The organism is Actinomadura meyerae (assembly GCF_900188445.1).
Taxonomy (GTDB): Bacteria; Actinomycetota; Actinomycetes; order Streptosporangiales; family Streptosporangiaceae; genus Spirillospora; species Spirillospora meyerae.
This window is the reverse complement of the sequence record NZ_FZOR01000007.1, coordinates 170,718-195,935: the sequence shown is the minus strand read 5'-3', so window position 1 is coordinate 195,935 and position 25,218 is coordinate 170,718. Positions and strand designations below refer to the sequence as shown.

The window sequence follows — 25,218 nt, the reverse complement described above, 5'->3', positions numbered from 1 at the left end:
AGCATAGTTGGCTACCAGCGAGTAGCATCGCTGTCGCGGGCACTCGTGCCGCGTCCGGCAGGGGCGGCACGAGGCTCGACGACCGCCTTCACACCGCCCACCGCAGGGAGGACGACCCGTGCCTCGCACCGCACGCGACGTCGTGTTCGTCGACGGCGTCCGCACGCCGTTCGGCAAGGCCGGCCCGAAGGGGCTGTACGCGCAGACCCGCGCCGACGACATGGTCGTCCGCGCGATCCGCGAGCTGATGCGCCGCAACCCGTCCCTCCCGCCCGAGCGGGTGGACGAGGTCGCGATCGCCGCCACCACCCAGACCGGCGACCAGGGCCTGACCATCGGGCGGTCCGCCGCCGTGCTGGCCGGGCTGCCCAAGAGCGTCCCCGGCTACGCCATCGACCGGATGTGCGCGGGCGCGATGACCGCCGTCACCACCTCCGGCGCCGGGATCTCGTTCGGCTCCTACGACGTCGCCATCGCCGGCGGCGTCGAGCACATGGGCCGGCACCCGATGGGCGAGGGCGTCGACCCGAACCCGCGCTTCCTCGCCGACCGGCTCGTCGACCCGTCCGCCCTGGTCATGGGGTCGACGGCGGAGAACCTGCACGACCGGTTCCCCGGCATCACCAAGGAGCGCGCCGACGCCTACGCCGTGCGCAGCCAGCAGAAGGTCGCCGCCGCCTACGCGGCCGGGAAGATCCAGCCGGACCTCGTGCCGACCGCGGTCCGCTCCGCGGAGAAGGGCTGGGGGCTCGCGACCGAGGACGAGCCGCCGCGCCCCGGCACCACGCTGGACGACCTCGCGAAGCTGAAGACCCCGTTCCGCGTGCACGGCAACGTCACCGCCGGGAACGCCGCCGGGCTGAACGACGGCGCCACCGCGTGCCTGCTGGCCGCCGAGGACGTCGCCCGCGAACTCGGCCTCACCCCGCGGATGCGCCTGGTCGACTTCTCGTTCGCCGGCGTGGAACCGGAGGTGATGGGCGTCGGGCCCGTCCCCGCGACCGAGAAGCTCCTCGCCCGCAACGCGCTGACCATGGACGACATCGGCCTCATCGAGATCAACGAGGCGTTCGCCGTACAGGTGCTCGCGTTCCTGGAGCACTTCAAGATCGCCGACGACGACCCGAGGGTGAACCCGTGGGGCGGCGCGATCGCGCTCGGCCACCCGCTCGCCTCGTCCGGCGTGCGGCTGATGAACCAGCTCGCCCGCCTGTTCGAGGAGCGGACGGACGTGCGCTACGGACTGACCACGATGTGCGTGGGCATGGGCATGGGCGGAACCGTCCTCTGGGAGAACGTGAACTGGGGGGACAGCAATGAGTGACACGGCGAACCTCGCGGACGTCTTCGGCGACGAGGTCGTGACGCACGCGCACGTACGCGACGTGACGCTGCCCTACGAGGCCGGCACGCTCGCGCTCATCACGCTCGACAACGGCTTCGACCACACCAAGCCCAACACCTTCGGCCCCGGCGGCCTCGCCGAGCTGGGCGCCGCCATCGACGCGGTGGCCGCGCGCGACGACATCGCGGCCGTCGGCGTCACCGGCAAGCCGTTCATCTTCGCGGTCGGCGCCGACCTGAAGGGCGTCCCGCTCATCGCGAACCGCGAGGACGCCCGCGCCATCGGCCGGCTCGGCCACGACGTGTTCCGGCGCCTCGGCGAGCTGCGCGTCCCCTCGTTCGCCTACTACAACGGCGCGGCGATGGGCGGCGGCGTCGAGGTCGGCCTGCACTGCACCTACCGGACGATCTCCGCCGGCGTCCCGGCGTTCGCGCTGCCCGAGGCGTTCCTCGGCCTGGTGCCCGGCTGGGGCGGGACGTACCTGCTGCCGCACCTGATCGGCGCGGAGAGGGCGCTCAAGGTCGTCATCGAGAACCCGCTCGCGCAGAACCGGACGCTGAAGGGCCCGCAGGCGTACGAGCTGGGCATCGCGGACGCCCTCTTCGACTCGGCCGACTTCCTGGAGGAGTCGCTCGCCTGGACGGCCCGCGTCCTCAACGGCGACATCACCGTCACCCGCCCCGAGGTCGACAAGGGCAAGGCGTGGGACGACGCGGTCGCCGCGGCCCGCTGGAACGCGGACGGCAAGCTGCACGGCGCCGCCCCGTCCTACACGCGCGCCCTCGACCTCATCGCGGCCGCCAAGGACCGCACCCGCGACGAGGGCTTCGCCGCCGAGGACGAGGCGCTGGCCGACCTCATCATGAGCGACGAGCTGCGCGCCGGCCTGTACGCGTTCGACCTCACCCAGAAGCGCGCGAGGAAGCCCGCCGGCGCGCCGGACAAGTCGCTCGCCCGCCCCGTCACCAAGGTCGGCGTCGTCGGCGCGGGCCTGATGGCCTCGCAGCTCGCGCTGCTGTTCGCGCGCCGCCTGGAGGTGCCGGTCGTGCTGACCGACCTCGACCAGGAGCGGGTGGACAAGGGCGTCGGCTACGCCCACGGCGAGATCGACAAGCTGCTTGGCAAGGGCCGCGTGTCCGCCGACAAGGCGAACCGCCTCAAGGCGCTCATCACCGGCTCGCTGACCAAGGACGCGTTCGCCGACGCCGACTTCGTCATCGAGGCCGTGTTCGAGGAGATGTCGGTCAAGCAGAAGGTGTTCGCCGAGGTCGAGGAGTACGTCTCCGCCGAGTGCGTCCTCGCGACCAACACCTCCTCGCTGTCGGTCACCGAGATGGCGTCCGGGCTGCGGCACCCCGAGCGGGTCGTCGGCTTCCACTTCTTCAACCCGGTCGCGGTGCTGCCGCTGCTGGAGATCGTCCGCGGCGAGCGGACCGGCGACGCGGCGCTCGCCACCGCGTTCGCGACCGGCAAAGCGCTGAAGAAGTCGTGCGTGCTGGTGAAGGACGCCCCGGCGTTCGTGGTCAACCGCGTCCTGCTGCGCCTGCTCGCCGAGATCGTCAAGGCGGTGGACGAGGGCACGCCGATCGAGGTCGCCGAGCGCGCCGCCGCGCCGCTCGGGCTGCCGATGCCGCCGTTCGTGCTGATGGGGCTGGTCGGCCCGGCGATCGCGCTGCACGTCAACGAGACCCTGCACCGCGCGTTCCCGGACCGGTTCCCGCTGTCGGACAACCTCGCCAGGATGGTCGAGGCCGGCAAGACCGGGGTGTACCGGCCGGACTTCACCCTCGACCCGGAGGTCGTGGAGATCTTCGCGGGCGGGACGAGCCCGTCCACCGAGGAGCAGGTGCTCGACCGGGCGCTCGCCGCGCTCGCCGACGAGATCCGCATCATGCTGGACGAGGGCGTCGTCGCGGCCCCGCAGGACATCGACCTGTGCATGATCCTCGGCGCGGGCTGGCCGTTCCACCTCGGCGGCATCACCCCGTACCTGGACCGGTCGGGCGTCGCCGAGCGGGTGACCGGCCGCCGCTTCCTGGAGCCGGGGGTCGCCTCACTGCCCGCCTGACCCCCGGCCCGCACCCTCCGCGGCACCCGCCGCCATAGTCGCGAAAGGGGCGTTCCGAGCGACGTTCGGAACGCCTCTTTCCCGGCATTTCCGCACGTCACAGGCGCGCTCGCGTTTCGGCTGATCATAACCCGCGCACATCTGGGCATACGGTCGGCGGCCGCGCCGGCCGCCCGTGCCGGACGGCGCCGGCCGCGGCGGACACGAGGTGAGGCGAGGCGGAGGGTGCCGAGGATGAACCTGCTGCGCACGAAGTCGGTCGAGCAGTCGATCCGGGACACCGAGGAGCCCGCGCACCGGCTCCGGCGGGCCCTGTCGGCGCTCGACCTCACCGTCTTCGGCGTCGGCGTGATCATCGGGACCGGCATCTTCGTGCTCACCGGGCAGGTCGCCCGGGAGAAGGCCGGGCCCGCGGTCGCGCTCTCGTTCATCCTCGCCGCCGTCGTGTGCGGGCTCGCGGCGCTCTGCTACGCCGAGTTCGCCTCCACCGTCCCGGTCGCGGGCTCCGCCTACACCTTCTCCTACGCCACCATCGGCGAGTTCCCGGCCTGGATCATCGGCTGGGACCTCATCCTGGAGATGGCGCTCGGCGCGGCGGTGGTGTCGGTCGGCTGGTCCGGCTACTTCGCCTCGCTGCTGGACGACATCGGCGTCACGATCCCCGCGTCGCTCGCCGCGCCGCCGGGCGAGGGCGGCACCGTGAACGTGCCCGCCATCGCGCTCGTCGTCGCGGTGACCGCGCTGCTCGTGCTCGGCGTCAAGATCTCCTCGCGGGTGAACGCCGTGGTCGTCGCGATCAAGGTGGCGATCGTGCTGCTGGTCATCTTCGCCGGGCTGTTCTTCGTCAAGGGCGCCAACTACGAGCCGTACATCCCGCCCTCGAAGCCGGCGGAGGAGGGCAGCGGCCTCACCGCGCCGCTGATGCAGGAGCTGTTCGGCTTCACCCCGGCCAACTTCGGCTGGCTCGGCATCTTCGCCGCCATCGCGATCGTGTTCTTCGCCTACATCGGCTTCGACATCGTCGCCACCGCCTCCGAGGAGGCACGGAACCCGCAGCGCGACATCCCCATCGGGCTGATCGGGTCGCTCGTCATCACCGCGGTCCTGTACGCCGCCGTGTCGACCGTCGTGGCCGGCATGCAGCACTACACCGAGCTGAGCACCGCCGCGCCGCTCGCCGACGCGTTCAAGTCCGTCGGGCACCCGGTGTTCGCCACCATCATCGACATCGGCGCCGTCATCGGCCTCACCAGCGTCGTGCTGATCCTGCTGCTCGGGCAGAGCCGCATCTTCTTCGCGATGGGGCGGGACGGCCTCATGCCGCCGTGGCTCTCCGCCGTCCACCCCCGGTACGGCACCCCCTACCGCTCGACCATCCTGATGGGGGCCGTCGTCGCGATCCTCGCCGGGTTCATCCCGCTCGCCAAGCTCGCCGAGCTGGTCAACATCGGCACCCTGTTCGCGTTCCTCGTCGTCTCGGTCGCCGTGGTGGTGCTGCGCCGCACCCGCCCGGACCTGCCCCGCGCGTTCCGGACGCCGTGGGTCCCGGCCGTCCCGATCCTGTCGGTGCTCGGCTGCCTGTTCGTGATGATCAACCTGCCGGTGGACACGTGGCTGCGGTTCCTCGCCTGGATGGCGATCGGCACCGTCATCTACGGGTTCTACGGGTACCGGCACAGCCGGGTGGGCCGCGCGGAGGACGTCTCCGCCAAGTACTGACACCCGCGCCTGCCGATCCGCCCGCCCCGGCCCGCGCCCCCGGCCCGCGGCCCCGGCGACGCGCCGGGATCCGTGACGGGGGTCACTGTGTCATTTCCGCCGCCGGGTAGGCACAATGACCGGCATGGCTCCTCCAGTGCTCGTCGCGGTGATCGGATCCGGTCCGGCGGGGATCTACGCCGCCGAGGCCCTCGTCAAGCAGGCGGGCGGCGACGTCCGGGTGGACGTGTTCGACCGGCTGCCGACCCCGTACGGCCTGGTCCGCTACGGCGTCGCGCCCGACCACACGTCGATCAAGTCGATCGCCAAGTACCTGCAGCGGGTCCTGGAGAACCCGGCCGTCCGGTTCTTCGGCTGCGTCGAGCTGGGCCGCGACATCACCCGCGCCGACCTGCTCGGCTGCTACGACGCCGTCGTCTACGCGACCGGCGCGATGGTCGACCGGCAGATGCGGATCCCCGGCGAGGACCTGCCCGGCAGCATCGCCGCCACCGACTTCGTCAACTGGTACTGCGGGCACCCCGACGCCGCCGACCACGAGTTCGACCTGTCGGTGGAGGAGGTCGCGGTCGTCGGCGTCGGCAACGTCGCCGTCGACGTCGTCCGCATCCTCGCCAAGACCGCGGACGAGCTGCGCGACACCGACGTCCCCGAGCAGGTCATCGAGGCGCTGTCGCGCAGCCGGGTCAGGCGGATCCACATGATCGGGCGGCGCGGCCCGGCGCAGGCGAAGTTCACCACCAAGGAGGCCCGCGAGCTGGGCGAGCTGCCGAACGCGAGCATCCACGTCCGCCCCGAGGACATGGAGCTCGACCCGGCGAGCGCCGAGCTGGCCGCGGGCGACCGCAAGACCGGCGGCAACGTCAAGGTCCTGAGCGGCTGGACGGGCGAGCCCGCGCCCGGCCGCCCCCGCCACATCGACGTCCGGTTCTGGCGCGCGCCCGCCGAGATCCTCGGCACCGGCCGGGTCGAGGGCCTGAAGCTGGAGCGGACCCGGCTGGACGAGTCCGGCCGCGTCACCGGCACCGGCGAGTACGAGACGCTGCCCGTCGGCCTGGTGCTGCGGTCGGTCGGCTACCAGAGCGTCCCGCTCACCGGGGTCCCGTTCGACGAGCGGTCCCACGTCGTCCCGAACGACGGCGGCCGGATCCTCGGCCCGGACGGCGCGCCGGTGCCCCGCGAGTACGTCGCCGGGTGGATCAAGCGCGGGCCGACCGGGGTCGTCGGCACCAACAAGTCCGACGCCGCCGAGACCGTCCGCAACCTGCTCGCCGACCTCGCCGGCACCGAGCCGGAGCGCAAGCACACCGTCGAGGAGCTGCTGGAGTCGCGCGGGCTGCCCGTCGTCACCTACGCCGACTGGCTGAACCTCGACGCCGCCGAGATCGCGCTCGCGCGCAGCCTCGACCGGGGCGAACGGGTCAAGCTGGCCCGGTGGGAGGCGATGACGTCCGCCTGCCGCGGCGGGGACTGACCGGCCCGCCGCATCCGGCCCCGCGGGAATTCGCGCCGGGAAAGTAGTGACGGGCATGTGACCCGGGCGCTACGGTGCGGCGTGTGACCGGCGGTCCAGAACTGTACGGGTTCCCCCCACCCGAGACGGTCCCCGACCTCAGGTGGCTGGGCCCCGACTACGTGTCCGTACTCGTGTACGACCTGACACAGGGACTCCTGCGCCAGGACCCGCGCACGTCCGTGATGGGCGTGCGCTGCGAGGGCGAGCCCAGGCTCGCGCCCTCGGTCGACACCGCGGGCGTCATCCGCGCGCACGACGCCTGCTTCCCGCTCCAGGTCTTCGTCCAGGACGGGGCGGGGCGCCCGTGGCGGCTGCGCGGGCGATGGACGTACTCGGGACGCGAGCTCGGCACGTCCGCCGCGTCCATCACCCACTTCTGGCAGCTGCTGTCGGCCGACGGCGTCTAGCGGCCCCGGGGCGGGGCCGCTCGTCACGCCCGTGCGGTCAGGGCCGGTCCGCGTTCAGGGCTGGTCCTTCGACGCCTCGGACGCCTCGGGCGCCTCGGCGGTCTCGCCCTCCGCCGCGGTGATGCGCGCCACCGACTCGGTGATGTCGCGGGCGAGCGCCTGCGGCGTCAGGCCGATGTCGGCGAGGATCTCGCCGCGCGAGGCGTGGTCGAGGAACTCCTGCGGGATGCCGAACGTGCGGATCGGGACGTCGGCCTCGGCGTCGCGCAGCAGCCGGGCGACGGCGTCGCCGAGCCCGCCGGTGCGGCCGTTGTCCTCGGCGACGGCGACGAGCGCGTGGTCGCGGGCGAGGTCGAGCAGCGCCGGGTCGAGCGGCTTCACCCAGCGCGGGTCGACGACGGTGACGCCGATGCCCTGCGCGGCGATCAGCCCGGCGGCCTCCACCGCGGGCGTCGCCATCGAGCCCGCCGCGACCAGCAGGACGCGGGTGCCGTTGGAGCCGTCGTGGCGGGCCAGCACGTCCATCCCGCCGGCCTTGCCGACCGCCTCGATGTCGGCCGCGGCCGGGCCCTTGGGGTAGCGGATGGCGGTCGGCCCGTCGGAGACGGCGACGCACTCGCGCAGCAGCTCGCGCAGCCGCGCCCCGTCGCGCGGGACGGCGACGCGCAGGCCCGGCACGAGCTGCAGGATCGACATGTCCCACATGCCGTTGTGGCTGGCGCCGTCGTCGCCGGTGACCCCGGAGCGGTCCAACGCGAACGTGACCGGCTGCCGGTGCAGCGCGGTGTCCATCAGGACCTGGTCGAACGCGCGGTTCAGGAACGTCGCGTACACCGCGACGACCGGGTGCATCCCGCCCATGGCGAGCCCGGTGGCGGAGGTGACCGCGTGCTGCTCGGCGATGCCGACGTCGTAGACGCGGTCGGGGAAGGCCTCGGCGAACGGCGCGAGCCCGACCGGGTAGAGCATCGCGGCGGTGACGCCGACGACGTCGCGGCGCTCCCGGCCGATCGCGACCATCTCCTCGCCGAAGATCTTCGTCCAGGCGGGGCCGCTCTTCTTGGTGACGAACTTGCCGGTGGCGGGGTCGAACGCGCCGCCGCCGTGCATGCAGTCCTCGGTGTCGTTCTCGGCGGGGGCGTAGCCGCGGCCCTTGGTGGTGATGCAGTGCACGATGACCGGGCGGCCGAACCCGCGGGCGCGGCGCAGGGCGCGCTCGACGGCGTCCTCGTCGTGGCCGTCGATCGGGCCGACGTACTTCATGCCGAGGTCCTCGAACATGGCCTGCGGCTGCAGGACGTCCTTGAGGCCCTTCTTGATGCCGTGCAGCGCCTCGTAGGCGACGGTGCCGACGACGGGCGCGCGCGGCACCGTCTTCTTGATGAGGTCGAGCGCGTTCTCGTAGCCCTGGGTGACGCGCAGGTCGGCGAGGTGGGACGCGAGGCCGCCGATGGTCGGCGAGTAGGACCGGCCGTTGTCGTTGACGACGATGATGACCGGGCGGTCGACGCCGGCGGCGATGTTGTTGAGCGCCTCCCAGCACATGCCGCCGGTCAGCGCGCCGTCACCGACGACCGCGACCACGGCGCGGTCGTCCTCGCCGCGCAGCTGGAACGCCTTGGCGAACCCGTCGGCGTACGACAGCGCGGTGGAGGCGTGCGAGTTCTCGATGACGTCGTGCTCGGACTCGGCCCGGCTCGGGTAGCCCGACAGGCCGCCGCGCTTGCGCAGCAGCTCGAAGTCGTGCCGGCCGGTGAGCATCTTGTGCACGTAGGCCTGGTGCCCCGTGTCGAAAAGGATCTTGTCGTGCGGCGAGTCGAAGACGCGGTGCAGCGCGATCGTCAGCTCGACCGCGCCGAGGTTCGGCCCCAGGTGCCCGCCCGTCCTGGAGACCGCTTGGACGAGGAACTCGCGGATCTCCTCCGCGAGCCGAGGCAGCTGACCGGCGTCCAGTCGTTTGAGGTCGTCGGGACCTGTGATCGACTCCAGCAGGCTCACTCGTTTCAACTCCTCCGTCGGGGATCGGGTCTCCCCTCGCTCGGGCCGTTCCGAGTTTAATCCCGGTTCGCCCGCGACGCGCCGCACCCCGTCCGCGCGCCGGGTGCGAAAAGACTGACCGCCGCGGCGGGGATGGGGTAGGAGTAGAGCATGGCCGTCGAAGAGATCGTGCTGCTCAACGCGGATGACGAAGCCGTCGGAACGGCTCCGAAGAGCTCCAGCCACCACGAACACACGCCCTACCACCTGGCTTTCTCCTGCTATGTGGTGGATACGGAGGGTCGTGTCCTGATCACTCGGCGCGCCCTGGACAAGCGCACGTTCCCCGGGGTCTGGACGGGCAGCTGCTGCGGCCATCCCGGCCCCGGCGAGAAGCTGCGCGACGCCGTGCTGCGGCGGCTGCGCGACGAGCTCGGCATGCCGGAGGCGGCGCTGACGTCCGTCCTGCCGCGCTTCCAGTACCGGGCCGTCGCCGCGGACGGGACGGTCGAGCACGAGCGGTGCCCCGTCGTGCGCGCCGTCGTCGCGGCGGGCGGGCCGCTGCGGCCGAACCCCGCCGAGGTCGAGTCGGCCGAGTGGTGGACGTGGGAGCGCTGCCTCGACCTCGCCGGCCGCCCCGAGTCCTCACCCTGGTACCGGCTCCAGCTCGCCGAGCTGGCCCCGCTCGGCGCCCCGCTCGACTGGCCGGACGCGGGCCCGTCCGACCTGCCGCCCGCCCTTCCCTGGTAGCCGCCCGGCGGCTCTCCCGGCGCACCGCGCGGCGCCCGTTGTGGCGCGCATCACCGCTTGATCACTTTTCCGTGCCCGGTGTTGACCCGTGGGGCGTCCGAACGGACGCTTGCTTTCCCCGGGGCAACCGAAGGGACGGACGATGCGAGTACGTGCTTTCCGGCGCCGCTGGACGGTGTTCGCGGCCGTGGCGATGACCGGTGCCCTCGCCATGTCGGGCTGCGGCGGCGACGGCGGCGGTTCGGGCGACAACGACAAGTCCGAGGTCGAGGTCTTCTCCTGGTGGACCGGTCCAGGCGAGGCCGACGGGCTGCAGGCCATGCAGGCCGACTTCGAGAAGCGCAATCCCGGTACCGAGTTCGTCAACGCGGCGATCGCCGGCGGCTCGGGCACGCAGGCCAAGGCCGTCCTGGCGAGCCGGCTGCAGAACCGCAAGCCGCCGGACTCGTTCCAGGGCCACGCGGGCGCCGAGTTGCTCGACTACATCAAGGCCGGGCAGATCGAGCCGCTGGACGACTTCTACGAGAAGAACAACCTCAAGTCGGTCTACCCGCAGCAGCTCGTCGACCAGATCACCTACAAGGGGCACATCTACTCGGTGCCGGTGAACATCCACCGGTCGAACGTGCTCTGGTACAACCCCGACATCCTGAAGGACGCCGGGGTCGCCGGCCCGCCGACGTCGATCCCCGAGTTCATCACCGCGCTGAAGGCCGTCAAGGACAAGACGAAGAAGGTGCCGCTGTCGCTCGGCGCGCAGTGGACGGCCGACCACCTGCTGGAGAACGTCCTGCTCGGCAGCCTCGGCACCGACGCCTACAACGCGCTGTGGCAGCCGGGCGCCGACTGGGGCACCCCGGCGGTCACCAAGGCGCTGAACGAGTTCGGCGAGATCATGAAGTACACGACGCTGGAGGCCGCGTCCACCGACTGGCAGGGCGCCGCGAAGGCCGTCGTGGACGACAGGGCCGCGTTCAACATCATGGGCGACTGGGCGTACGGGTACTTCGTCGGCTCCGCGCCGAACGGCCTGGGCAAGAAGCTCGACACCGACTTCAAGTTCGCGGCCGCGCCGGGCACCGAGGGCACCTACATGTGGCTGTCGGACAGCTTCACCCTGCCCAAGGGCGCGCCGCACCGCGCGGGCGCGGAGGCCTGGCTGAAGGAGGTGTCCAGCAAGGAGGGGCAGGACCTCTTCAACCCGAAGAAGGGCTCCATCCCCGCCCGTAAGGACGCCGACAAGAGCCTCTACACCGGGTACCTGCAGACGGCGTTCGAGGAGTGGAACAACCCGCAGATCAAGCTCGCGGGCTCGTTCTGGCACGGCGTGAACGCCAACAACAAGTGGCACACCGACATCGACACCGCGATCGGCCTGTTCCTGCAGAACCGGGACGTGGCCAAGCTCCAGCAGGGGCTGGTGAGCGCGGCCAAGAACAGCGGACAGTGACCGCCTCGCAAGAGGGCCTGGAAGCAGCGGACCCCGGCCGCCGGGACGCGTCCGAGGAGCACCGCACGCCGTTCCTCAGGCGCGCGCGCAAGTGGCTGCCGGGGCTGCTGCTGGTCTCACCGTCCATCGTCGCCATCGGCCTGTTCGTCTACGGGCTGCTGTTCTGGAACACCCGGGTCGCGCTCAGCGGCAAGCACGACGAGGTCTCCGAGTACGGGTTCGACAGGGGGAAGAACTTCGTCGACCTGTGGGACCAGCCGAGCTGGCCGGGCGCGGTGAAGCACGCGCTGCTGTTCACCGCCGTGTTCGTCGCCGGCGCGCTGCTGCTCGGGGCGTTCCTGGCGTTCCTCATGGACAAGGGCATCCGCGCGGAGGCGGGCTTCCGCGTCGTGTACCTGTTCCCGATGGCGGTGTCGTTCATCGCCAGCGGCGTGGTGTGGCGGTGGCTGATGAACCCGGCGCCGCCGGAGCGCGCCGTCGGCTTCAACCAGCTGTTCGACAAGCTGCATCTGGGGTTCCTGTCGAACGACTGGTGGCAGAACCCGGACTGGGGCATGGCGGCGATGGCCCTCCCCGCCATCTGGCAGATGTCCGGGTACGTCATGGCCCTGTACCTGGCCGGGTTCCGCAGCGTCCCCGAGGACCTGCGGGAGGCCGCGCGGGTGGACGGCGCGTCCGAGTGGAAGGTGTACCGGTACGTGGTGTTCCCGCAGCTCCGCCCGGTGACGCTGTCCGCGCTGATCATCCTCGGGCACATCTCGCTGAAGGTGTTCGACCTGATCATGGCGATCGCGGGCAAGCAGATCATCACCTACGTGCCGGCCATCGCCGCCTACGTGGAGATCTTCGACCGGCACGACCCGGCCAACGGCGCCACCATCGCCACCTACATGCTGGTCGCGGTCGCGGTGCTGGTGATCCCGTACCTGGTCTGGTCGGTGCGCTCGGAGCGGACCCGATGACCGCCGCGGGCGCGCCGGGGCACCGCTCGTCCGGTGCCGTGCAGGCGGTGAAGCTGGCGGTCCTGCTGGCGTTCGTGCTGCTGTTCCTCATCCCCGTCTACGTGCTGGTGGTCACGAGCTTCAAGCCGCTGGACGAGGCCGACCCGAGCAGCGCGTGGAGCCTGCCGGCGCACTGGAGCACGTCCGGCTGGGGGGCGGCCTGGGACGCGCTGCGGCCCGGCCTGGAGAACAGCGTCAAGATCGCCGTGACCGGTTCGGTGATCTCGGCGGTGCTGGGCTCGCTGAACGGCTACGTGCTGTCGAAATGGCGGTTCCCGGGCGCGGACGTCGTCTTCACGCTGTTCCTGTTCGGCATGTTCATCCCGTACCAGGCGGTCATGATCCCGCTGGCGGGCCTGCTGACGGACATGGAGCTGTCGGGCACGATCCGCGGCCTCGTCCTCGCGCACGTCGTGTACGGCATCCCGATCTGCACGCTCATCTTCCGGAACTACTACGTCACGATCCCGGACGAGCTGATCGAGGCGTCCCGCGTGGACGGCGCCGGGATGCTGCGCGCGTACTGGTCGGTGGTGCTGCCGGTGTCGGCGCCCGCGTTCGCGGTGACGCTGATCTGGCAGTTCACCTCGATGTGGAACGACTTCCTGTTCGCGGTGTTCCTCGGCGCCCCCGACAGCTGGCCGGTCACGGTGATGCTGAACAACACCGCGGGCTCGGGCGCGGTCGCCGTCCAGTACAACCAGCAGATGGCGTCGGCGCTGCTGGCGTCCCTGCCGACCCTCCTGGTGTACCTGCTGCTCGGGCGGTTCTTCATGCGCGGGCTGATGGCGGGAGCACTGAAGGGGTGACGAACGCGTCAACCGGTCACGTGCCTCACGCGTCACATTGGTGATCGAAGGAGATCCGCATGGGAATCGAACGGCCCGGCAGCCGTCCCGTGACGGACATCAACCCTTTCGACCGCTCCGTTGGCAATTCAGCCGAGATGCGTTTAGCCTCTCGGGCATCGTCGCGCGGCATACCGGCGTCCCGCCGGAGCCTCGGCGATCCCGGGCCGACGGAGACCGGGCGAGCGATGGAGGTGGCCGCGTGCAGGCGATGAGTGTTCAGCAGCCCTGGGCGTTCGCGATCGCGCGCGGCGGCAAGTCCGTCTCGAACCAGAGCCTGCCCACCGCCTACCGCGGCCCGCTCCTCATCCACGCCTCCATGCGCGTCGACCTGAAGGCGTGCGACTCGCCCCTCATCCAGGCCGCGGGCTGGGACCCGCGCGACCCGCTCGCCACCATCGGCGCCGTCATCGCCGTCGCCGACCTCGACGACGTCTGCTCGGCCGCGGCCCGCGGCGGCGCCTGCGACTGCGGCCCCTGGGCGGAGCGCGGCCGGCACCACTGGCACCTCACCGGCGTCCGCCCTCTCCCCCGCCCCATCGTGGCCCTCGGCCGCACGGACCTCTGGCAGCCGACCCCGACCCTGGTCAACGAGGTCAACACGATGTTCGCCCTCAACAGCACCACCTGCAAGTAAACAACTCGCTACGGTGGGTCGCGAAAGTCGGCGGGGTAACGTAGTCCCTGCGTTGGTTTGTGGGCACCATTGATGGGAGCAGGACCGTGGGTGTCGCGCATGACCATGGCGGTTTTGGTCCGTACACGATGGACGATCTGCACGCCCGAGAGGACGAAGGCCGAGGCCTGGAACTCGAAGACGGGTGGCTGATCGAGTTGTCCCCGAGCGCAACCCACAACTGGGCCGCGATGCGATTGCAGGACATCGTCAGCACGGCCGCGGCGGAGGCGAAGGCCGACGTCTTCGTCGCCGGCGGCGGTGAATGGGAGATCAGCACACCGGCGGGCATCCGGAAGCCCGCCTTGTTCCTCGTGCCCAGGAGCGTGGCCCGGGCTTCGATCGTGGACCGCGATCCGGTGGTGATCCCAGGCCGGGAGGTGCTGCTTGTCATCGAGGTCATCTCACCGGGCAGCGCCAGCGAGCGCACTGATCGCGTGCGCAAGCTCAAGGAGTACGCGATGCTCGGCATCCCCCAGTACTGGATCGCCGAGTTCTCCCCCGTCCGCAAGGTCCAGGTCTTCGCACTGGAGGAAGGGGCCGCCGCCTACCGCCGCGTTCAGACGGCGACGGCGGGGAGCGTGCTGGAGGTCGAGGTAGAGGCGGACGAGTCGTTCACCGTGCGCTTCGACCCGGCCGTCCTCACCGAGTTCTGACGATTTCGGCGGCTTCGCGAAGGCGGGTGAACTCGGCCGCGATGCGGTCGAGGGGCCAGCTCGCGTTGAGGCCGCTCGGGTTCGGCAGGACCCAGAGCCGCGCAGGGCCGAACTCCTCCTCCTGCGGACCGATCCGAGTGCGGGGGCGGCCGAAGGCGGTGCGGTAGGCGGTGACGCCGGCGACGGCCAGGTAGGCGGGGCGGTACCGGTCGACGAGGGCCCTCAGGCGCCGCCCGCCCTCGCGGAGCTCCTCGCCGGTCAGCTCGTCCGCGCGGGCCGTGGTGCGGTGGGCCAGGTTCGTGATGCCGAGGCCGTAGCCGGGCAGGAGGTCCTGCTCGGACGGGTGCAGCAGGCGGTCGGTGAAGCCCGAGCGGTGCAGCGCGGGCCAGAAGCGGTTGCCCGGACGCGCGAAGTGGTGCCCGGTGGCGCCGGAGTACAGGCCCGGGTTGATGCCGCTGAACAGCACGCGGAGCGTCCCGCCGTCCGGCGGCAGGACGTCGGGGATGACGCGGTCGCGGGCGGCCTCCAGGTCGGCCTTCGTGGGACGCATCAGACCAGATTACGGACGATCAGCCCCACCGCGGACGCCCCGACGACGATGAGGAGCGCGAGGCGGAGGCGTCCGGCGTCCAGGTAGCGGCGCAGCGGCCCGGCCGCCAGGAACCCGGCGAGGACGAACGGCAGGAGCGCCAGGCCCGCGACGACCTGCCGGACCGGCAGGTGCCCGGCGGCGCCGAGGACGGTGAGCGACAGCAGCGTGCCGCCGGCGAAGTACAGCGCGAGCGTCGCGCGGACGCGGGGTCCGCTCTCGCGCTGGTAGAGCAGCGCCATCGGCGGGCCGCCGATCCCGGACGCGGTCCCCGTCGTGCCGGAGACGACCCCGGCGGCGGTGAGCGTCCGGCGGTTGCGCGGCACGTCCCGCGACCCGGCCGTCACCGCGAGCGCGGCGAGGACGACGGTACCGACGAGGACGCCGAGGACGCGGTCGGGGACGGCCGCCACCAGCCACACGCCGAACGGCGTCCCGGCGAGCCGGCCGCCGAACGCCCAGCCGAGGCCGCGCAGCTCGACGTGCCGGATCTCCTGCGCGAGGGTCGCGAGCGGCAGCACGAGGGCGATCACGAGGATCGCCCCCGGCATCAGCGACGGGAACAGCATCGTCACGATCGGGGTCGCGACCAGGCCGACGCCGAGGCCGACGCTGCTCTGCACGATCGCGCCGGTCAGCGCCGCCAGCCCGCCGACCAGGAGGAAGTCGAGATGCGGCACGCCCGCAGACGGTACATCCCGACATATCCGGTCTGGATCAGGCGGACGCCTCCGTGAGGCGTTTGAGCTGGTCGTCGGTGAGGGTCGTGCGGGCCGCCTCGACGATGGGCGCGAGCTGGTCGAGCGTGCGGGCGCTGGCGATGGGCGCGGCGACGGTCGGCTGCGCGGCGAGCCAGGCCAGCGCGACGGTCGCGACGGCGGCGCCCTGCTCCTCGGCGACGATGTCCAGCGCGGCGAGGACGCGGCGCCCGCGCTCGGTCTCCAGGTGCTCGGCGGCGCGGCCGGCGCGCACGCTGTCCACCGCGGCGCCGGGGCGGTACTTGCCGGTCAGGAAGCCGGAGGCGAGGCCGTAGTACGGGACGGCGGCGAGCCCGTACCGCTGCGCGAGGTCGCGGCGCGGCCCCTCGTAGGTGTCGCGGGACACGAGGTTGTAGTGCGGCTGGATGGCGGTGTACCGGGCGGTGCCCTCGCGCTCGCTGAACGCCAGCGAGGCTTCGAGCCGGTCGGGTTCGATGTTCGACACCGCGATCTGCCGGACCTTGCCCGCGGTGACGAGCTCGTCCAGCGCCGTCATGATGTCCTCGACGGGCACGGACGGGTCGTCGAAGTGGGTGTAGTAGAGGTCGATGCGGTCGGTGCCGAGCCGCCGCAGCGAGTCGGCGGCGGCGGCCTTGATGTTCGCCGGCGCGAGCCCCTGGCGCTGGGGGTGGCGGCCCACCTTGGTCGCGATGACGATGTCGTCGCGGTTGCCGCGCGTCCGCGTCCACTCCCCGATGATCGTCTCGGACTCGCCGCCGCTGTTGCCGGGCGCGGACGCCATGTAGGAGTCGGAGGTGTCGACGAAGTTGCCGCCGGCCGCCGCGTAAGCGTCCAGGATCTCGAACGAGCGCTCCTTGCCGGCTGTCCAGCCGAACACGTTGCCGCCCAGGCAGAGAGGGAAAACGCGCAGTTCACCAATATTGTTCATGTTCCGCCTTCTTGTCCCTTCGGAGTCACCAGAGCATCATTACCCAGTGCCGACCGCCTGTCTCGCCTTCGCCGCCGTGGCCGCGCTGCTGGCGATCACGCCGGGCGTCGACACGATGCTCGTCCTGCGCAGCACCGTGGCCGCCGGGAGCCGCACCGGCCTCCTCGCGTCCGCCGGCGTGGTGGCCGGGCTGATGTGCCGGGCCCTCGCACGACCGGCCGTGAAGCGCCGCCTCCAGCAGCTCACCGGCGTCGCCTTCGTCGGCTTCGGCCTCCGCCTCGCCGTGGACCGCTGAACGCGGAACGGGCCGCCCCCCTCGCAGGGAGCGGCCCGTCGCGGTGGTGCGGGTTACTTGCGGATGAGGTTGCGCAGGACGTACTGCAGGATGCCGCCGTTGCGGTAGTAGTCCGCCTCACCGGGGGTGTCGATGCGGACGGTGGCGGTGAACTCCTTGCCGTCGGCCTTGACCGTGACCTCCTCGGGGACGCCGCCCTCGTTGAGCGCGGTGACGCCGGTGATGTCGAAGGTCTCGGTGCCGGTCAGCCCGAGCGACTCGGCGGACTCGCCGTCCTTGAACTGCAGCGGCAGGACGCCGAGGCCGATCAGGTTCGAGCGGTGGATGCGCTCGTAGGACTCGGCGATGACGGCGCGGACGCCGAGCAGCGCGGTGCCCTTGGCCGCCCAGTCGCGGGACGAGCCGGAGCCGTACTCCTTGCCCGCGATGACCACGAGCGGGACGCCCTGCTCGATGTAGTTGCGCGAGGCGTCGTAGATGAACGCCTGCGGCGCCCCCTCCCGGGTGAAGTCGCGGGTGTAGCCGCCCTCGACGCCGTCCAGGAGCTGGTTGCGGAGCCGGATGTTGGCGAACGTCCCGCGGATCATGACCTCGTGGTTGCCGCGGCGCGAGCCGTAGGAGTTGAAGTCCTTGACCTCGACGCCGTTGTCCTGGAGGTACTGGGCGGCGGGGGTGCCGACCTTGATGGCGCCGGCCGGGGAGATGTGGTCGGTGGTGACCGAGTCGCCCAGCTTCGCCAGCACGCGGGCGCCGTGGATGTCGCTGACCGGCTCGGGCTCGGCGCCCATGCCGTCGAAGTACGGCGCCTTGCGGACGTAGGTGGAGGAGGCGTCCCACTCGAACAGGTCGCCGGTCGGGATGTCGAGGCCGGTCCAGCGCTCGTCGCCCTTGAAGACGTCGGCGTAGCTCTCGGTGAACATCTCCTGCCCGATGGAGGACTCGACGATCGCGGCGACCTCCTCCGGCGCGGGCCAGATGTCGCGCAGGTACACCGGGCCGTCGGTGCCCTCGGCGATCGGGTCGTTGAGGATGTCGATGTCCATCGTCCCGGCGAGGGCGTAGGCGATGACCAGCGGCGGCGACGCCAGGTAGTTCATCTTCACGTCGGGGCTGATGCGGCCCTCGAAGTTGCGGTTGCCGGACAGCACCGCGGTGACCGCCAGGTCGTTGTCGTTGACGGCCTTGGAGATCTCCGGCTGCAGCGGGCCGGTGTTGCCGATGCAGGTGGTGCAGCCGTACCCGACCAGGTTGAAGCCGATCTTGTCGAGGTACGGGGTGAGGCCGGCGCGCTCGTAGTAGTCGGTGACGACCTGCGAGCCGGGCGCGAGCGAGGTCTTCACCCACGGCTTGCGGGTGAGGCCCTTCTCCACCGCGTTCTTGGCCAGCAGCGCCGCGCCGATCATCACGTACGGGTTGGACGTGTTGGTGCAGGAGGTGATGGCGGCGACGGCGACGTGCCCGTGGTCGAGCTCGAACTCGGTGCCGTCCTCCAGCTTCACCGCGACGCGGTGGTGCGGTCGGCTGGACCCGTTGGCGTCGACGTGCCGGGGCTTGTCGCCGTTGGTCTCGTGCATGATCGCCGGGGTGTCGGAGGCCGGGAAGCTCTCGTCGGACGCCTCGTCCAGCGCGCCGAGGACGCTCTCGACGTAGTTCTGCACGTCGCGCCGCCAGGTCGCCTTGGCGTCGGACAGGGCGATGCGGTCCTGCGGGCGCTTCGGGCCGGCCAGCGACGGGACGACCGTCCCGAGGTCCAGCTCCATGTACTCGGAGAAGTCGGGCTCCACGGACGGGTCGAGCCACAGGCCCTGCGCCTTGGCGTACGCCTCGACGAGCGCGATCTGCTCCTCGTCGCGGCCGGTGAGCCGCAGGTACTTCAGCGTCTCGTCGTCGATCGGGAAGATCGCGCAGGTGGAGCCGAACTCGGGGCTCATGTTGCCGATGGTGGCCCGGTTCGCCAGCGGCAGCGCGTGCACGCCCTCGCCGTAGAACTCGACGAACTTGCCGACGACGCCGTGCTCGCGGAGCATCTCGGTGATGGTCAGCACGAGGTCGGTCGCGGTGGTCCCGGCGGGCAGCTCGCCGGTCAGCTTGAAGCCGACGACGCGCGGGATGAGCATCGAGATCGGCTGGCCGAGCATCGCGGCCTCCGCCTCGATGCCGCCGACGCCCCAGCCGAGCACGCCGATGCCGTTCTCCATCGTGGTGTGGGAGTCGGTGCCGACGCAGGTGTCGGGGTAGGCGACCCCGTTGCGGTCGAACACCACGCGCGCCAGGTGCTCGATGTTCACCTGGTGGACGATGCCGGTGCCCGGCGGGACGACCTTGAACTCGTCGAACGCCGTCTGCCCCCAGCGCAGGAACTGGTAGCGCTCCCTGTTGCGCTCGTACTCGCGCTGCACGTTGCGCTGGAACGCCTCCGGCGTGCCGAAGTAGTCGACGATGACGGAGTGGTCGATCACCATCTCGGCCGGCGCCAGCGGGTTGATCTTCGTGGGGTCGCCGCCGAGGTCCCGCACGGCCTCGCGCATGGTGGCGAGGTCCACCACGCAGGGCACGCCGGTGAAGTCCTGCATGATCACCCGGGCGGGGGTGAACTGGATCTCCTTGCTCGGCTGGGCCTGCGAGTCCCACTGCGCGAGCGCGCGGATGTGGTCGGCGGTGACGTTCGCGCCGTCCTCGGTGCGCAGCAGGTTCTCCAGCAGCACCTTCAGGCTGTACGGGAGACGGGCCGCGCCCTCGACGGCGTCCAGCCGATAGATGTCGTACGACTTGTCGCCAACCTGCAGCTTGTCAAGGCTGCCGAAGCTGTTCGCGGACACGGACTCCTCCTCCGTCGCCACCGCGCGTCCGGTCCGGGACATGAGCGCGCGGCGCTCGTCTTGATCTTCAGTGCTCCCGTCCCCCGGGCCGGCTCGCAGCGGCGGGGCGGGTGGTCTCGTCTACCTTGATCCTGCCCTAGTCGCGGACATGACCGGCAACCAGGGCAGCCTAACTTCCGCAGCTTTTCTCTCGACGTCAAGCTATCCCCAATTTATCTCGACATCAAGCTACTTGCACCCTGCGATGCGGTGCCATGGGCGTCCCGGACTGGTGGACGTGCGCGAACACATCCTGTCGCTACCGTCCCGCCGTAGGCCCGGCACCCCGCTCGGGTGGCGAGAACCAGGCGGCCGCCACCAATGCCGTGCCCTACGTCCGCCTCGCGCGGGAGTGGAACCGGCGCGTGGCCGCCAACCAGAAGGTGCACGTGGCGCAGCCGTCGTCCTTCAGCGAGTTCCTGGACGACGACTCCCCGGACGAAACACTCCACTGGATGGAAGAGGCCGCCGCAGAGGGCTACGGCCTACTCCTCGACTGGTGAACGCCCACGTACACGGCGCTCTCAGCCACGGCCGCATAGTTCTGCGCCCGGATAACCGGCCGCTCCTCAGCGCCGTCCCACACCTCGATCACCGGGAGCCCGTCGCGCTCGTCCCGCAGCACCCGCACGACGATCGGCCCCTCACCGTGCCGGTACGCGTTCGTGACGAGTTCGCAGACCACGAGCCGCCCCACGTAGGCGTCCTCGATCCCCCACCCGGCGAAGAACTCCGCAACGAACACCCGGGCGAGCCGGGGCGCCTGATCATTGGGTTCGAGAACGAGCGGCGACGCCCCCCTCCAGGGTCGGCCGTCTCCCCCGGACGATCGCCTTCCGCGACTCCAAGAACCCGGACGGCCCCAAGCTCATCGTGGGACGTGACGAGTTCGCGGCCCTCCTGGCGGCCTTGAAGCACTGAGGCTCGCGGCGCGGCTGCTACCGCCGGTCGGGGCGGACGATGAACCAGGCACCCGAGGGCGCGACCCAGATCAGCAGGCCGGGCCAGACTTGGACCAGTCGCCAGTCGGGGCGCTGTTTCAACCTGTGGTGGCGTCTGCAGAGCGGAGCCAGGTTGCAGCGGCAGGTGGTCCCGGCCCGCCAGGGGACCGTGTGGTCGAGGTCGCAGCGGTGCGATGGCTGGTTGCAGCTCGGGAACACGCAGGTCTCGTGCCGGGCCTCGACCTCCCGGCGCATCGCCGCTGACGGTCGGTAGCCGGGCCGACCGTGCTCCTGGTCGTCCCCTCGGCAGGCCGCCTCCCGGGCTCCGGCAAGTTCATGCCGGATGCGCTGTACGGCTCGTCGCACGGCATCCGGCAGCTCCCGTGAGGGAACGCGGCCGCTGACGTGGGCCAACCGCTGACCGATGACGTCCGCCAGCATCGCAACCTCGGCGTCACCGCCGGAGGACCCGTCCGAGCCCGAGGCTCGACGATCATCGAACGGCCCGTCGCTTCCACGCTCACGGGACGGGTCACCACGGCTCCCGACTGGGTCGGGTCCACTGGCCGCGTCGGCGATGTCAGCGTGGTCGAGCCGGGCCGGCGTCGGCTGGGTCTCGCCATGTGCCCACGATGCACCGTCCGCCATGGACGCCTCCACAGAAGAAGAGCCACCGTCTGCACTGGCCGAGGCGGGAGGCAAGTCACGGGTCACCCAGGCACGGCGACTCTGCACGGACACCGGGACGCCGACCACGTCACGCGACGTTGCGCCCGTAGGAATCCCTTGCACCGTCACGGCCGCGAGGGCGGGGACTGGGCGGGGGTCGGTGCAGCTCTGGGTCATGAGGGCGCGGATGGCCTCGGGGAGTTCGACCCCTTGCAGGAGTTGGGTGGCCAGGTCGGCACGGATGTTGTGGAGGGGGCGGGGGTCACCGTCGGTCTTGATGCCGCGTGCGGCGGCGGTGATCTTGTTGTAGATGGCGTGGGCGTCCTCAACCGCAAGGTCGCACAGCGCCAGGTCAGCGGTGCCGGACGGGGTGTCCCACACCTCCAGGCGCCGTTGCCGGACGGCTTCCCGCTTGCGTTCCTCGACGGCCTCCGGCGCGAGACGCTGGACGATCCGCCTGATCCGGCGGCGGAGTTGCCCGGTGGTCTGGGTGGACGCCTTCTCCAGCGCCGCGGCTTGGACCCGTTGGGTGACCTGCTCGGGAAGGCTGTCGGTCAGGTCGCTGATGACGCGGGCCTTGGCCAGGTCGACCCGTCCGGCCTCCAGTGCGGCGCCGGTGTCGGCGAGCGGGCCGGTGAGCTGTTCGGCGAGGTGGACAAGGGTGGCCGAGGCGTTGCTGGTGATCGTGAGGGCGGCGGCGACTTCTTCGGTCACCGCATCGCGGGCCGGCAGGATCCGGTAGTCGGGGTCGCCGTCGGCCTCGGCACGTGCGCGGCGCTGGGCGAGTTCGGCGATGGCGGCCAATTCCCGGGCTTGCGCCCAGGAGGTCTGGCGGCGGGCCGCAGCCGCGACCTGGAGAAGTTCATCGTCGGTCAGATCGGCCAGGCGCTCTTTTCCGCCGGACAGGCAGATGGCCAGTTGCGGCCCAGGAGGAAACCACTCCCGACCTTCCCATTCACGCTGAACAGCAACCACTGCCGAGGGCGCCGACACCGGGCTTCACCTCCAATCCGAATTCACTCCTCAATTGTAGCGCAACCCCGTATTGACATTGACGACATTCTGGACATGCCACCTTACTGCCATCTTTTATTTTCCGCTCTCCGAATCGGAAGGACGCTCCTTGCGGTCGGTGCTCATCCAACGGTCGGCCGCGGGCTGAGCACGGCTTTATCGGAGTGGGGTGGTTGCTGCGGGTGGACGGCTGAGGTGACCCCTGCGGCCTGGCGCAACAGCTCAGGCAGTCACCGACTGAAGTCACGTTGGTTGCGGTGGTGGGGTTGAGGATTTGTGTCCGAGTGAAAGGCAGGCGCGTGGTCCGCCCGACAAGGACGTCCTAGCCGCCTGCCCTTCTTTCAGGTGCCGTGCACAGCGCGGCACGGGACAGCAACCGCGCACCAAACAGAACGATGAACACCTCTCCCCCAGCCACCGACAGCAACCAACGTGACAGCAACCGGCGGCGACCAAAAGGCGAGCGCCCGCCTTCGGAAGGCCACCGCAACCGCCCACCTACAGCAACCACACAAAAACCGGTAAAAAGAAGACCCCGGCCCCGCACACATCCGACAGGGAAACAACGGAGACAAACCGGCAACAGGAGCCCGCCTCAACCCCCGCCCTCGCAACACCAACTCAACCTCACTTGCAACCCCCACGTGACCGCTCCCGCGTCCGGCGACCGTGGCAGCAGGGCTTCGAGCAGCGATGAGTTCCGCCGACCAGGAAGGTCTCCCCTAGGTAGGAGAGAGAGCCACAGCTCGAACACCCAGAGGAGACGTCCGATGACCACTGCTCAGCCCAAGAGCGTAAAGCTCGACAAGGAGTTCACGGCCCGCCTGCAGAAGAGTACGGCGGAGGGCGGGTGGACGTACGTCGTCTGGCCCGAGTCGGCGGAGTTCTTCCAGACGCGCGGGCTGGTGAAGGTCAAGGGCACCATCGACGGGCACCCGTTCCGGGGCTCGTTCATGGCCCTCGGTGACGGCGACCACAAGCTGGCCGTGAAGGCGGAGATCCGCCGGGCGCTCGGCAAGGACGTCGGTGACGACGTCACCGTCCACCTCACCGAGCGCCTCGGCTAGTCAGCGGGTCGGATTCAGAGGGAGTTCCAGAAGGAGCAGTTGCCGTTCTCGGCGGTGTCGGTCGGGTGGATGCCGCCGTTGCCGGGGGCCAGGGACAGGACGTCGTCCGGTGAGCGGAAGCGCGGCCAGTGCGGGGCCTGGCGCGCCTGCGGCCGGCCGTTGTGCGCGAAGGACGTCCAGTAGGCGACCATGGCGTCGGAGAGGCGGGTCTGTTCCGGGTTCAGCTCGCCGAGCAGGCCCGGGAACAGGTACGTCAGCTCGCTGGCGTGCGCGGCGCCCTCCTCGAAGCCGGGGACGTCGAGGATCGGCGGAGCGGCGCGGTCGGCGAACTGGTACGCGTACACCGGGACGCCGGCCCGCTTGAGCTGCTGGAAGGCGTCCTGGTGCGCGCAGGGCGAGAGCACCTCGTTGGAGTCCGTCTGCACCGCGGCCAGCGCGAGCCGGGGGTCGGAGTAGGCCGACGCCGGGTAGCGCGCCAGTACCGCGTCGGCGGCGGCGCCGTAGGTGGAGCGGACGATGTCCTCGTACTGCGCGGCGGTGATGGGGTTCGGGTAGGCGAGCGAGACGAACAGGCGCCACTCGTCCAGGGTGTTGCCGTGCATGACGGGCATCCGGTTGAAGCGGCCCTGGGCGATCGCCTGCTCGGGCTGCGACGGCAGGACCCGGTCGCCGCCCGCGACGGGGCCGACGTTCAGGGCCTTGGCCTCGAAGGTCTCCAGCAGCGTCTGCACGGGAACCGCGCGCAGGCACGCGGCGTCGGCGGCGGGCGAGCCCTTGTCGCAGCCCACGGCCGCCGCGAGCGCCGCTCCCTCGCCTTCGGCCGACGCCTCGGTGCGCGCGGGCGCGACGCAGGTGAAGCTCTGCGCGATGACCTTGTGGAACAGGCCCGCCGCGGTGGGCGAGGCGAGGTTGGCGCAGGCGTCCTGGGCGCCGGCGGACTCGCCGAACAGCGTCACGTTGCGGGGGTCGCCGCCGAAGGCACTGGCGTTGCGCTGCACCCAGCGCAGGGCCGCCTGCTGATCGAGCAGGCCGTAGTTGCCGGTCTGGTAGCGGCGGTCGGCGCCCGCCTCCAGGCCCTGGTGCGCGAGCCAGCCGAACGGGCCCAGGCGGTAGTTGACGGTGACCACGACCACGTCGCCGCGCGTGGCGAGCTTGGCGGCGTTGTAGATGCTCCCCGCGCCGGTCACGTTTCCGCCGCCGTGCACCCACACCATGACGGGCAGGCCGCGCCCGTGGCGGCGCGCGGTGTCGGGCGTGGTGACGTTCAGGTAGAGGCAGTCCTCGGCGTACGACGTCGGGCCGCCGTAGGGCGCGGGGAGTTGCGCGCACTGGTCGCGCGGGGCGGTCGCGTCGTAGACGCCCTGCCACGCGCGCGCCGGCTGCGGCGGCCTCCAGCGCAGGCTCCCGGTCGGCGGAGCGGCGAACGGGATGCCCTGGAAGAGCCGGTAACCGTCCGCTAGCTGACCCCGCACCGGACCGAGGTCGGTGCGGACGACGGCGGACGGATCCCGTCCGCCCTGCTCGGCCGCGGCCGGAACCGCCCCGGTCAGGGCGACGGCGGACGCGAGCAGTGGGATGGCGATGAGCCTCACAGGGTCCCCTTTCAATGCGGCGTTCCCTCGGACGCCCCCGATCCCCCGATTTCCGATCTTGTGCCTGAGATCACATGAGAACCCGGTTCCCGGACGGATGCAAGCCCTCCGGCACCGGACGTCCAGTAAGTGG

At 71.1% G+C, this 25,218-nt stretch carries 22 protein-coding genes and 1 pseudogene; 15 read left to right on the top strand and 8 right to left on the bottom strand.

Annotation, left to right across the window (positions count from 1 at the left end):
• Window positions 1-118: 118 nt before the first annotated feature.
• The 5 genes from CHF16_RS10555 to CHF16_RS10535 all read left to right on the top strand — a co-directional run bounded on the left by CHF16_RS10555 (window position 119) and on the right by CHF16_RS10535 (window position 7,055).
• The gene (locus tag CHF16_RS10555; protein ID WP_089325756.1) at window positions 119-1,324 is read left to right on the top strand and encodes a thiolase family protein; all 1,206 of its coding nucleotides are present in this window, start codon (window positions 119-121) and stop codon (window positions 1,322-1,324) included.
• Window positions 1,317-3,413: a 3-hydroxyacyl-CoA dehydrogenase NAD-binding domain-containing protein gene (locus CHF16_RS10550; RefSeq protein ID WP_089325755.1), complete on the top strand. Its 2,097-nt coding sequence runs from the start codon at window positions 1,317-1,319 to the stop codon at window positions 3,411-3,413. The genes CHF16_RS10555 and CHF16_RS10550 overlap by 8 nt, the downstream gene beginning before the upstream one ends.
• A 234-nt stretch (window positions 3,414-3,647) precedes the next feature.
• A complete protein-coding gene (locus CHF16_RS10545; RefSeq protein ID WP_089325754.1) occupies window positions 3,648-5,132 on the top strand; it encodes an amino acid permease in 1,485 nt (494 codons plus the stop codon).
• A 115-nt stretch (window positions 5,133-5,247) separates the two neighbouring features.
• Window positions 5,248-6,606 (top strand): FAD-dependent oxidoreductase, encoded by a 1,359-nt coding sequence (locus tag CHF16_RS10540; RefSeq protein WP_089325753.1) that lies wholly within the window; start codon window positions 5,248-5,250, stop codon window positions 6,604-6,606.
• An 83-nt stretch (window positions 6,607-6,689) separates the two neighbouring features.
• Entirely contained in the window at window positions 6,690-7,055 is a 366-nt protein-coding gene (locus CHF16_RS10535; protein WP_089325752.1) for a hypothetical protein, read from the top strand.
• A 54-nt stretch (window positions 7,056-7,109) separates the two neighbouring features.
• Here CHF16_RS10535 and dxs read toward each other — a convergent pair whose 3' ends face one another.
• The gene (gene dxs / locus CHF16_RS10530) at window positions 7,110-9,053 is read right to left on the bottom strand and encodes a 1-deoxy-D-xylulose-5-phosphate synthase (RefSeq protein ID WP_089325751.1); all 1,944 of its coding nucleotides are present in this window, start codon (window positions 9,051-9,053) and stop codon (window positions 7,110-7,112) included.
• 150 nt (window positions 9,054-9,203) lie between these two features.
• Between dxs and idi the strand changes: the two genes are divergently transcribed.
• From idi to CHF16_RS10500, 6 genes are all read left to right on the top strand, one after another.
• Window positions 9,204-9,782, top strand: coding sequence for an isopentenyl-diphosphate Delta-isomerase (gene idi / locus CHF16_RS10525; RefSeq protein ID WP_089325750.1), 579 nt, complete (start codon window positions 9,204-9,206; stop codon window positions 9,780-9,782).
• Window positions 9,783-9,924: 142 nt separating this feature from the next.
• Window positions 9,925-11,232 carry an ABC transporter substrate-binding protein gene (locus CHF16_RS10520; protein WP_179271470.1) on the top strand — a complete coding sequence of 436 codons (1,308 nt, stop codon included), beginning with the start codon at window positions 9,925-9,927 and terminating at the stop codon, window positions 11,230-11,232.
• Window positions 11,229-12,194: a carbohydrate ABC transporter permease gene (locus CHF16_RS10515; protein WP_089325749.1), complete on the top strand. Its 966-nt coding sequence runs from the start codon at window positions 11,229-11,231 to the stop codon at window positions 12,192-12,194. Before CHF16_RS10520 ends, CHF16_RS10515 begins: the two co-directional genes overlap by 4 nt.
• Window positions 12,191-13,042, top strand: a complete 852-nt coding sequence (locus CHF16_RS10510) for a carbohydrate ABC transporter permease (protein WP_089325748.1) — start codon at window positions 12,191-12,193, stop codon at window positions 13,040-13,042. The genes CHF16_RS10515 and CHF16_RS10510 overlap by 4 nt, the downstream gene beginning before the upstream one ends.
• A 250-nt stretch (window positions 13,043-13,292) precedes the next feature.
• Window positions 13,293-13,718 carry an ASCH domain-containing protein gene (locus CHF16_RS10505; RefSeq protein WP_245868349.1) on the top strand — a complete coding sequence of 142 codons (426 nt, stop codon included), beginning with the start codon at window positions 13,293-13,295 and terminating at the stop codon, window positions 13,716-13,718.
• Window positions 13,719-13,846: 128 nt separating this feature from the next.
• Complete coding sequence (locus tag CHF16_RS10500; RefSeq protein WP_089325811.1) at window positions 13,847-14,413, top strand: Uma2 family endonuclease; 567 nt, start codon at window positions 13,847-13,849, stop codon at window positions 14,411-14,413.
• Here the strand turns inward: CHF16_RS10500 and mug are convergent.
• Genes mug through CHF16_RS10485 form a run of 3 tightly spaced genes read right to left on the bottom strand, consistent with a single transcriptional unit; the run spans window position 14,400 to window position 16,649 of the window.
• Window positions 14,400-14,963: a G/U mismatch-specific DNA glycosylase gene (mug, locus tag CHF16_RS10495; protein ID WP_089325746.1), complete on the bottom strand. Its 564-nt coding sequence runs from the start codon at window positions 14,961-14,963 to the stop codon at window positions 14,400-14,402. The two genes, CHF16_RS10500 and mug, sit on opposite strands and share 14 nt — an antisense overlap.
• On the bottom strand, window positions 14,963-15,682 hold the full coding sequence (locus CHF16_RS10490; protein ID WP_089325745.1) for a sulfite exporter TauE/SafE family protein: 720 nt from the start codon (window positions 15,680-15,682) through the stop codon (window positions 14,963-14,965). Before CHF16_RS10490 ends, mug begins: the two co-directional genes overlap by 1 nt.
• 37 nt (window positions 15,683-15,719) lie before the next feature.
• Entirely contained in the window at window positions 15,720-16,649 is a 930-nt protein-coding gene (locus CHF16_RS10485) for an aldo/keto reductase (RefSeq protein WP_089325744.1), read from the bottom strand.
• Window positions 16,650-16,695: 46 nt separating this feature from the next.
• On the opposite strand from CHF16_RS10485, the gene CHF16_RS10480 reads away from it, so the two are divergent.
• Window positions 16,696-16,944: a hypothetical protein gene (locus tag CHF16_RS10480; protein WP_089325743.1), complete on the top strand. Its 249-nt coding sequence runs from the start codon at window positions 16,696-16,698 to the stop codon at window positions 16,942-16,944.
• Window positions 16,945-16,997: 53 nt separating this feature from the next.
• On the opposite strand, the gene acnA is transcribed toward CHF16_RS10480, so the two are convergent.
• Entirely contained in the window at window positions 16,998-19,763 is a 2,766-nt protein-coding gene (gene acnA, locus CHF16_RS10475) for an aconitate hydratase AcnA (protein ID WP_089325810.1), read from the bottom strand.
• Window positions 19,764-20,167: 404 nt separating this feature from the next.
• Here acnA and CHF16_RS40195 point away from each other — a divergent pair, with 404 nt between their 5' ends.
• A complete protein-coding gene (locus CHF16_RS40195) occupies window positions 20,168-20,305 on the top strand; it encodes a hypothetical protein (RefSeq protein WP_179271468.1) in 138 nt (45 codons plus the stop codon).
• On the opposite strand, the gene CHF16_RS10470 is transcribed toward CHF16_RS40195, so the two are convergent.
• On the bottom strand, window positions 20,281-20,547 hold the full coding sequence (locus tag CHF16_RS10470; RefSeq protein WP_089325742.1) for an ATP-binding protein: 267 nt from the start codon (window positions 20,545-20,547) through the stop codon (window positions 20,281-20,283). The genes CHF16_RS40195 and CHF16_RS10470 overlap by 25 nt on opposite strands.
• Window positions 20,548-20,624: 77 nt before the next feature.
• Here CHF16_RS10470 and CHF16_RS42160 point away from each other — a divergent pair.
• Window positions 20,625-20,723: pseudogene (locus CHF16_RS42160) on the top strand (DUF397 domain-containing protein); the annotation flags it as partial.
• 17 nt (window positions 20,724-20,740) lie between these two features.
• Here CHF16_RS42160 and CHF16_RS10460 read toward each other — a convergent pair.
• Window positions 20,741-22,405: an HNH endonuclease signature motif containing protein gene (locus tag CHF16_RS10460; protein ID WP_089325741.1), complete on the bottom strand. Its 1,665-nt coding sequence runs from the start codon at window positions 22,403-22,405 to the stop codon at window positions 20,741-20,743.
• Between the two features lie 791 nt (window positions 22,406-23,196).
• Here CHF16_RS10460 and CHF16_RS10455 point away from each other — a divergent pair.
• Window positions 23,197-23,493 carry a DUF1905 domain-containing protein gene (locus CHF16_RS10455; RefSeq protein ID WP_089325740.1) on the top strand — a complete coding sequence of 99 codons (297 nt, stop codon included), beginning with the start codon at window positions 23,197-23,199 and terminating at the stop codon, window positions 23,491-23,493.
• Window positions 23,494-23,507: 14 nt separating this feature from the next.
• Here the strand turns inward: CHF16_RS10455 and CHF16_RS10450 are convergent, their stop codons facing one another.
• Complete coding sequence (locus CHF16_RS10450; protein WP_179271467.1) at window positions 23,508-25,085, bottom strand: carboxylesterase/lipase family protein; 1,578 nt, start codon at window positions 25,083-25,085, stop codon at window positions 23,508-23,510.
• Between the last annotated feature and the right edge of the window lie 133 nt (window positions 25,086-25,218).

Excerpts from the sequence above, each read along its gene's own strand:
- mug (WP_089325746.1), bottom strand. The coding sequence starts at position 14,963 with ATGCGTCCCACGAAGGCCGACCTGGAGGCCGCCCGCGACCGCGTCATC.
- CHF16_RS10500 (WP_089325811.1), top strand. The coding sequence starts at position 13,847 with ATGGACGATCTGCACGCCCGAGAGGACGAAGGCCGAGGCCTGGAACTC.
- CHF16_RS10455 (WP_089325740.1), top strand. The coding sequence starts at position 23,197 with ATGACCACTGCTCAGCCCAAGAGCGTAAAGCTCGACAAGGAGTTCACG.
- CHF16_RS10505 (WP_245868349.1), top strand. The coding sequence starts at position 13,293 with ATGAGTGTTCAGCAGCCCTGGGCGTTCGCGATCGCGCGCGGCGGCAAG.
- idi (WP_089325750.1), top strand. The coding sequence starts at position 9,204 with ATGGCCGTCGAAGAGATCGTGCTGCTCAACGCGGATGACGAAGCCGTC.
- CHF16_RS10510 (WP_089325748.1), top strand. The coding sequence starts at position 12,191 with ATGACCGCCGCGGGCGCGCCGGGGCACCGCTCGTCCGGTGCCGTGCAG.
- CHF16_RS10540 (WP_089325753.1), top strand. The coding sequence starts at position 5,248 with ATGACCGGCATGGCTCCTCCAGTGCTCGTCGCGGTGATCGGATCCGGT.
- CHF16_RS10520 (WP_179271470.1), top strand. The coding sequence starts at position 9,925 with ATGCGAGTACGTGCTTTCCGGCGCCGCTGGACGGTGTTCGCGGCCGTG.
- CHF16_RS10545 (WP_089325754.1), top strand. The coding sequence starts at position 3,648 with ATGAACCTGCTGCGCACGAAGTCGGTCGAGCAGTCGATCCGGGACACC.
- CHF16_RS10550 (WP_089325755.1), top strand. The coding sequence starts at position 1,317 with ATGAGTGACACGGCGAACCTCGCGGACGTCTTCGGCGACGAGGTCGTG.
- CHF16_RS10485 (WP_089325744.1), bottom strand. The coding sequence starts at position 16,649 with ATGAACAATATTGGTGAACTGCGCGTTTTCCCTCTCTGCCTGGGCGGC.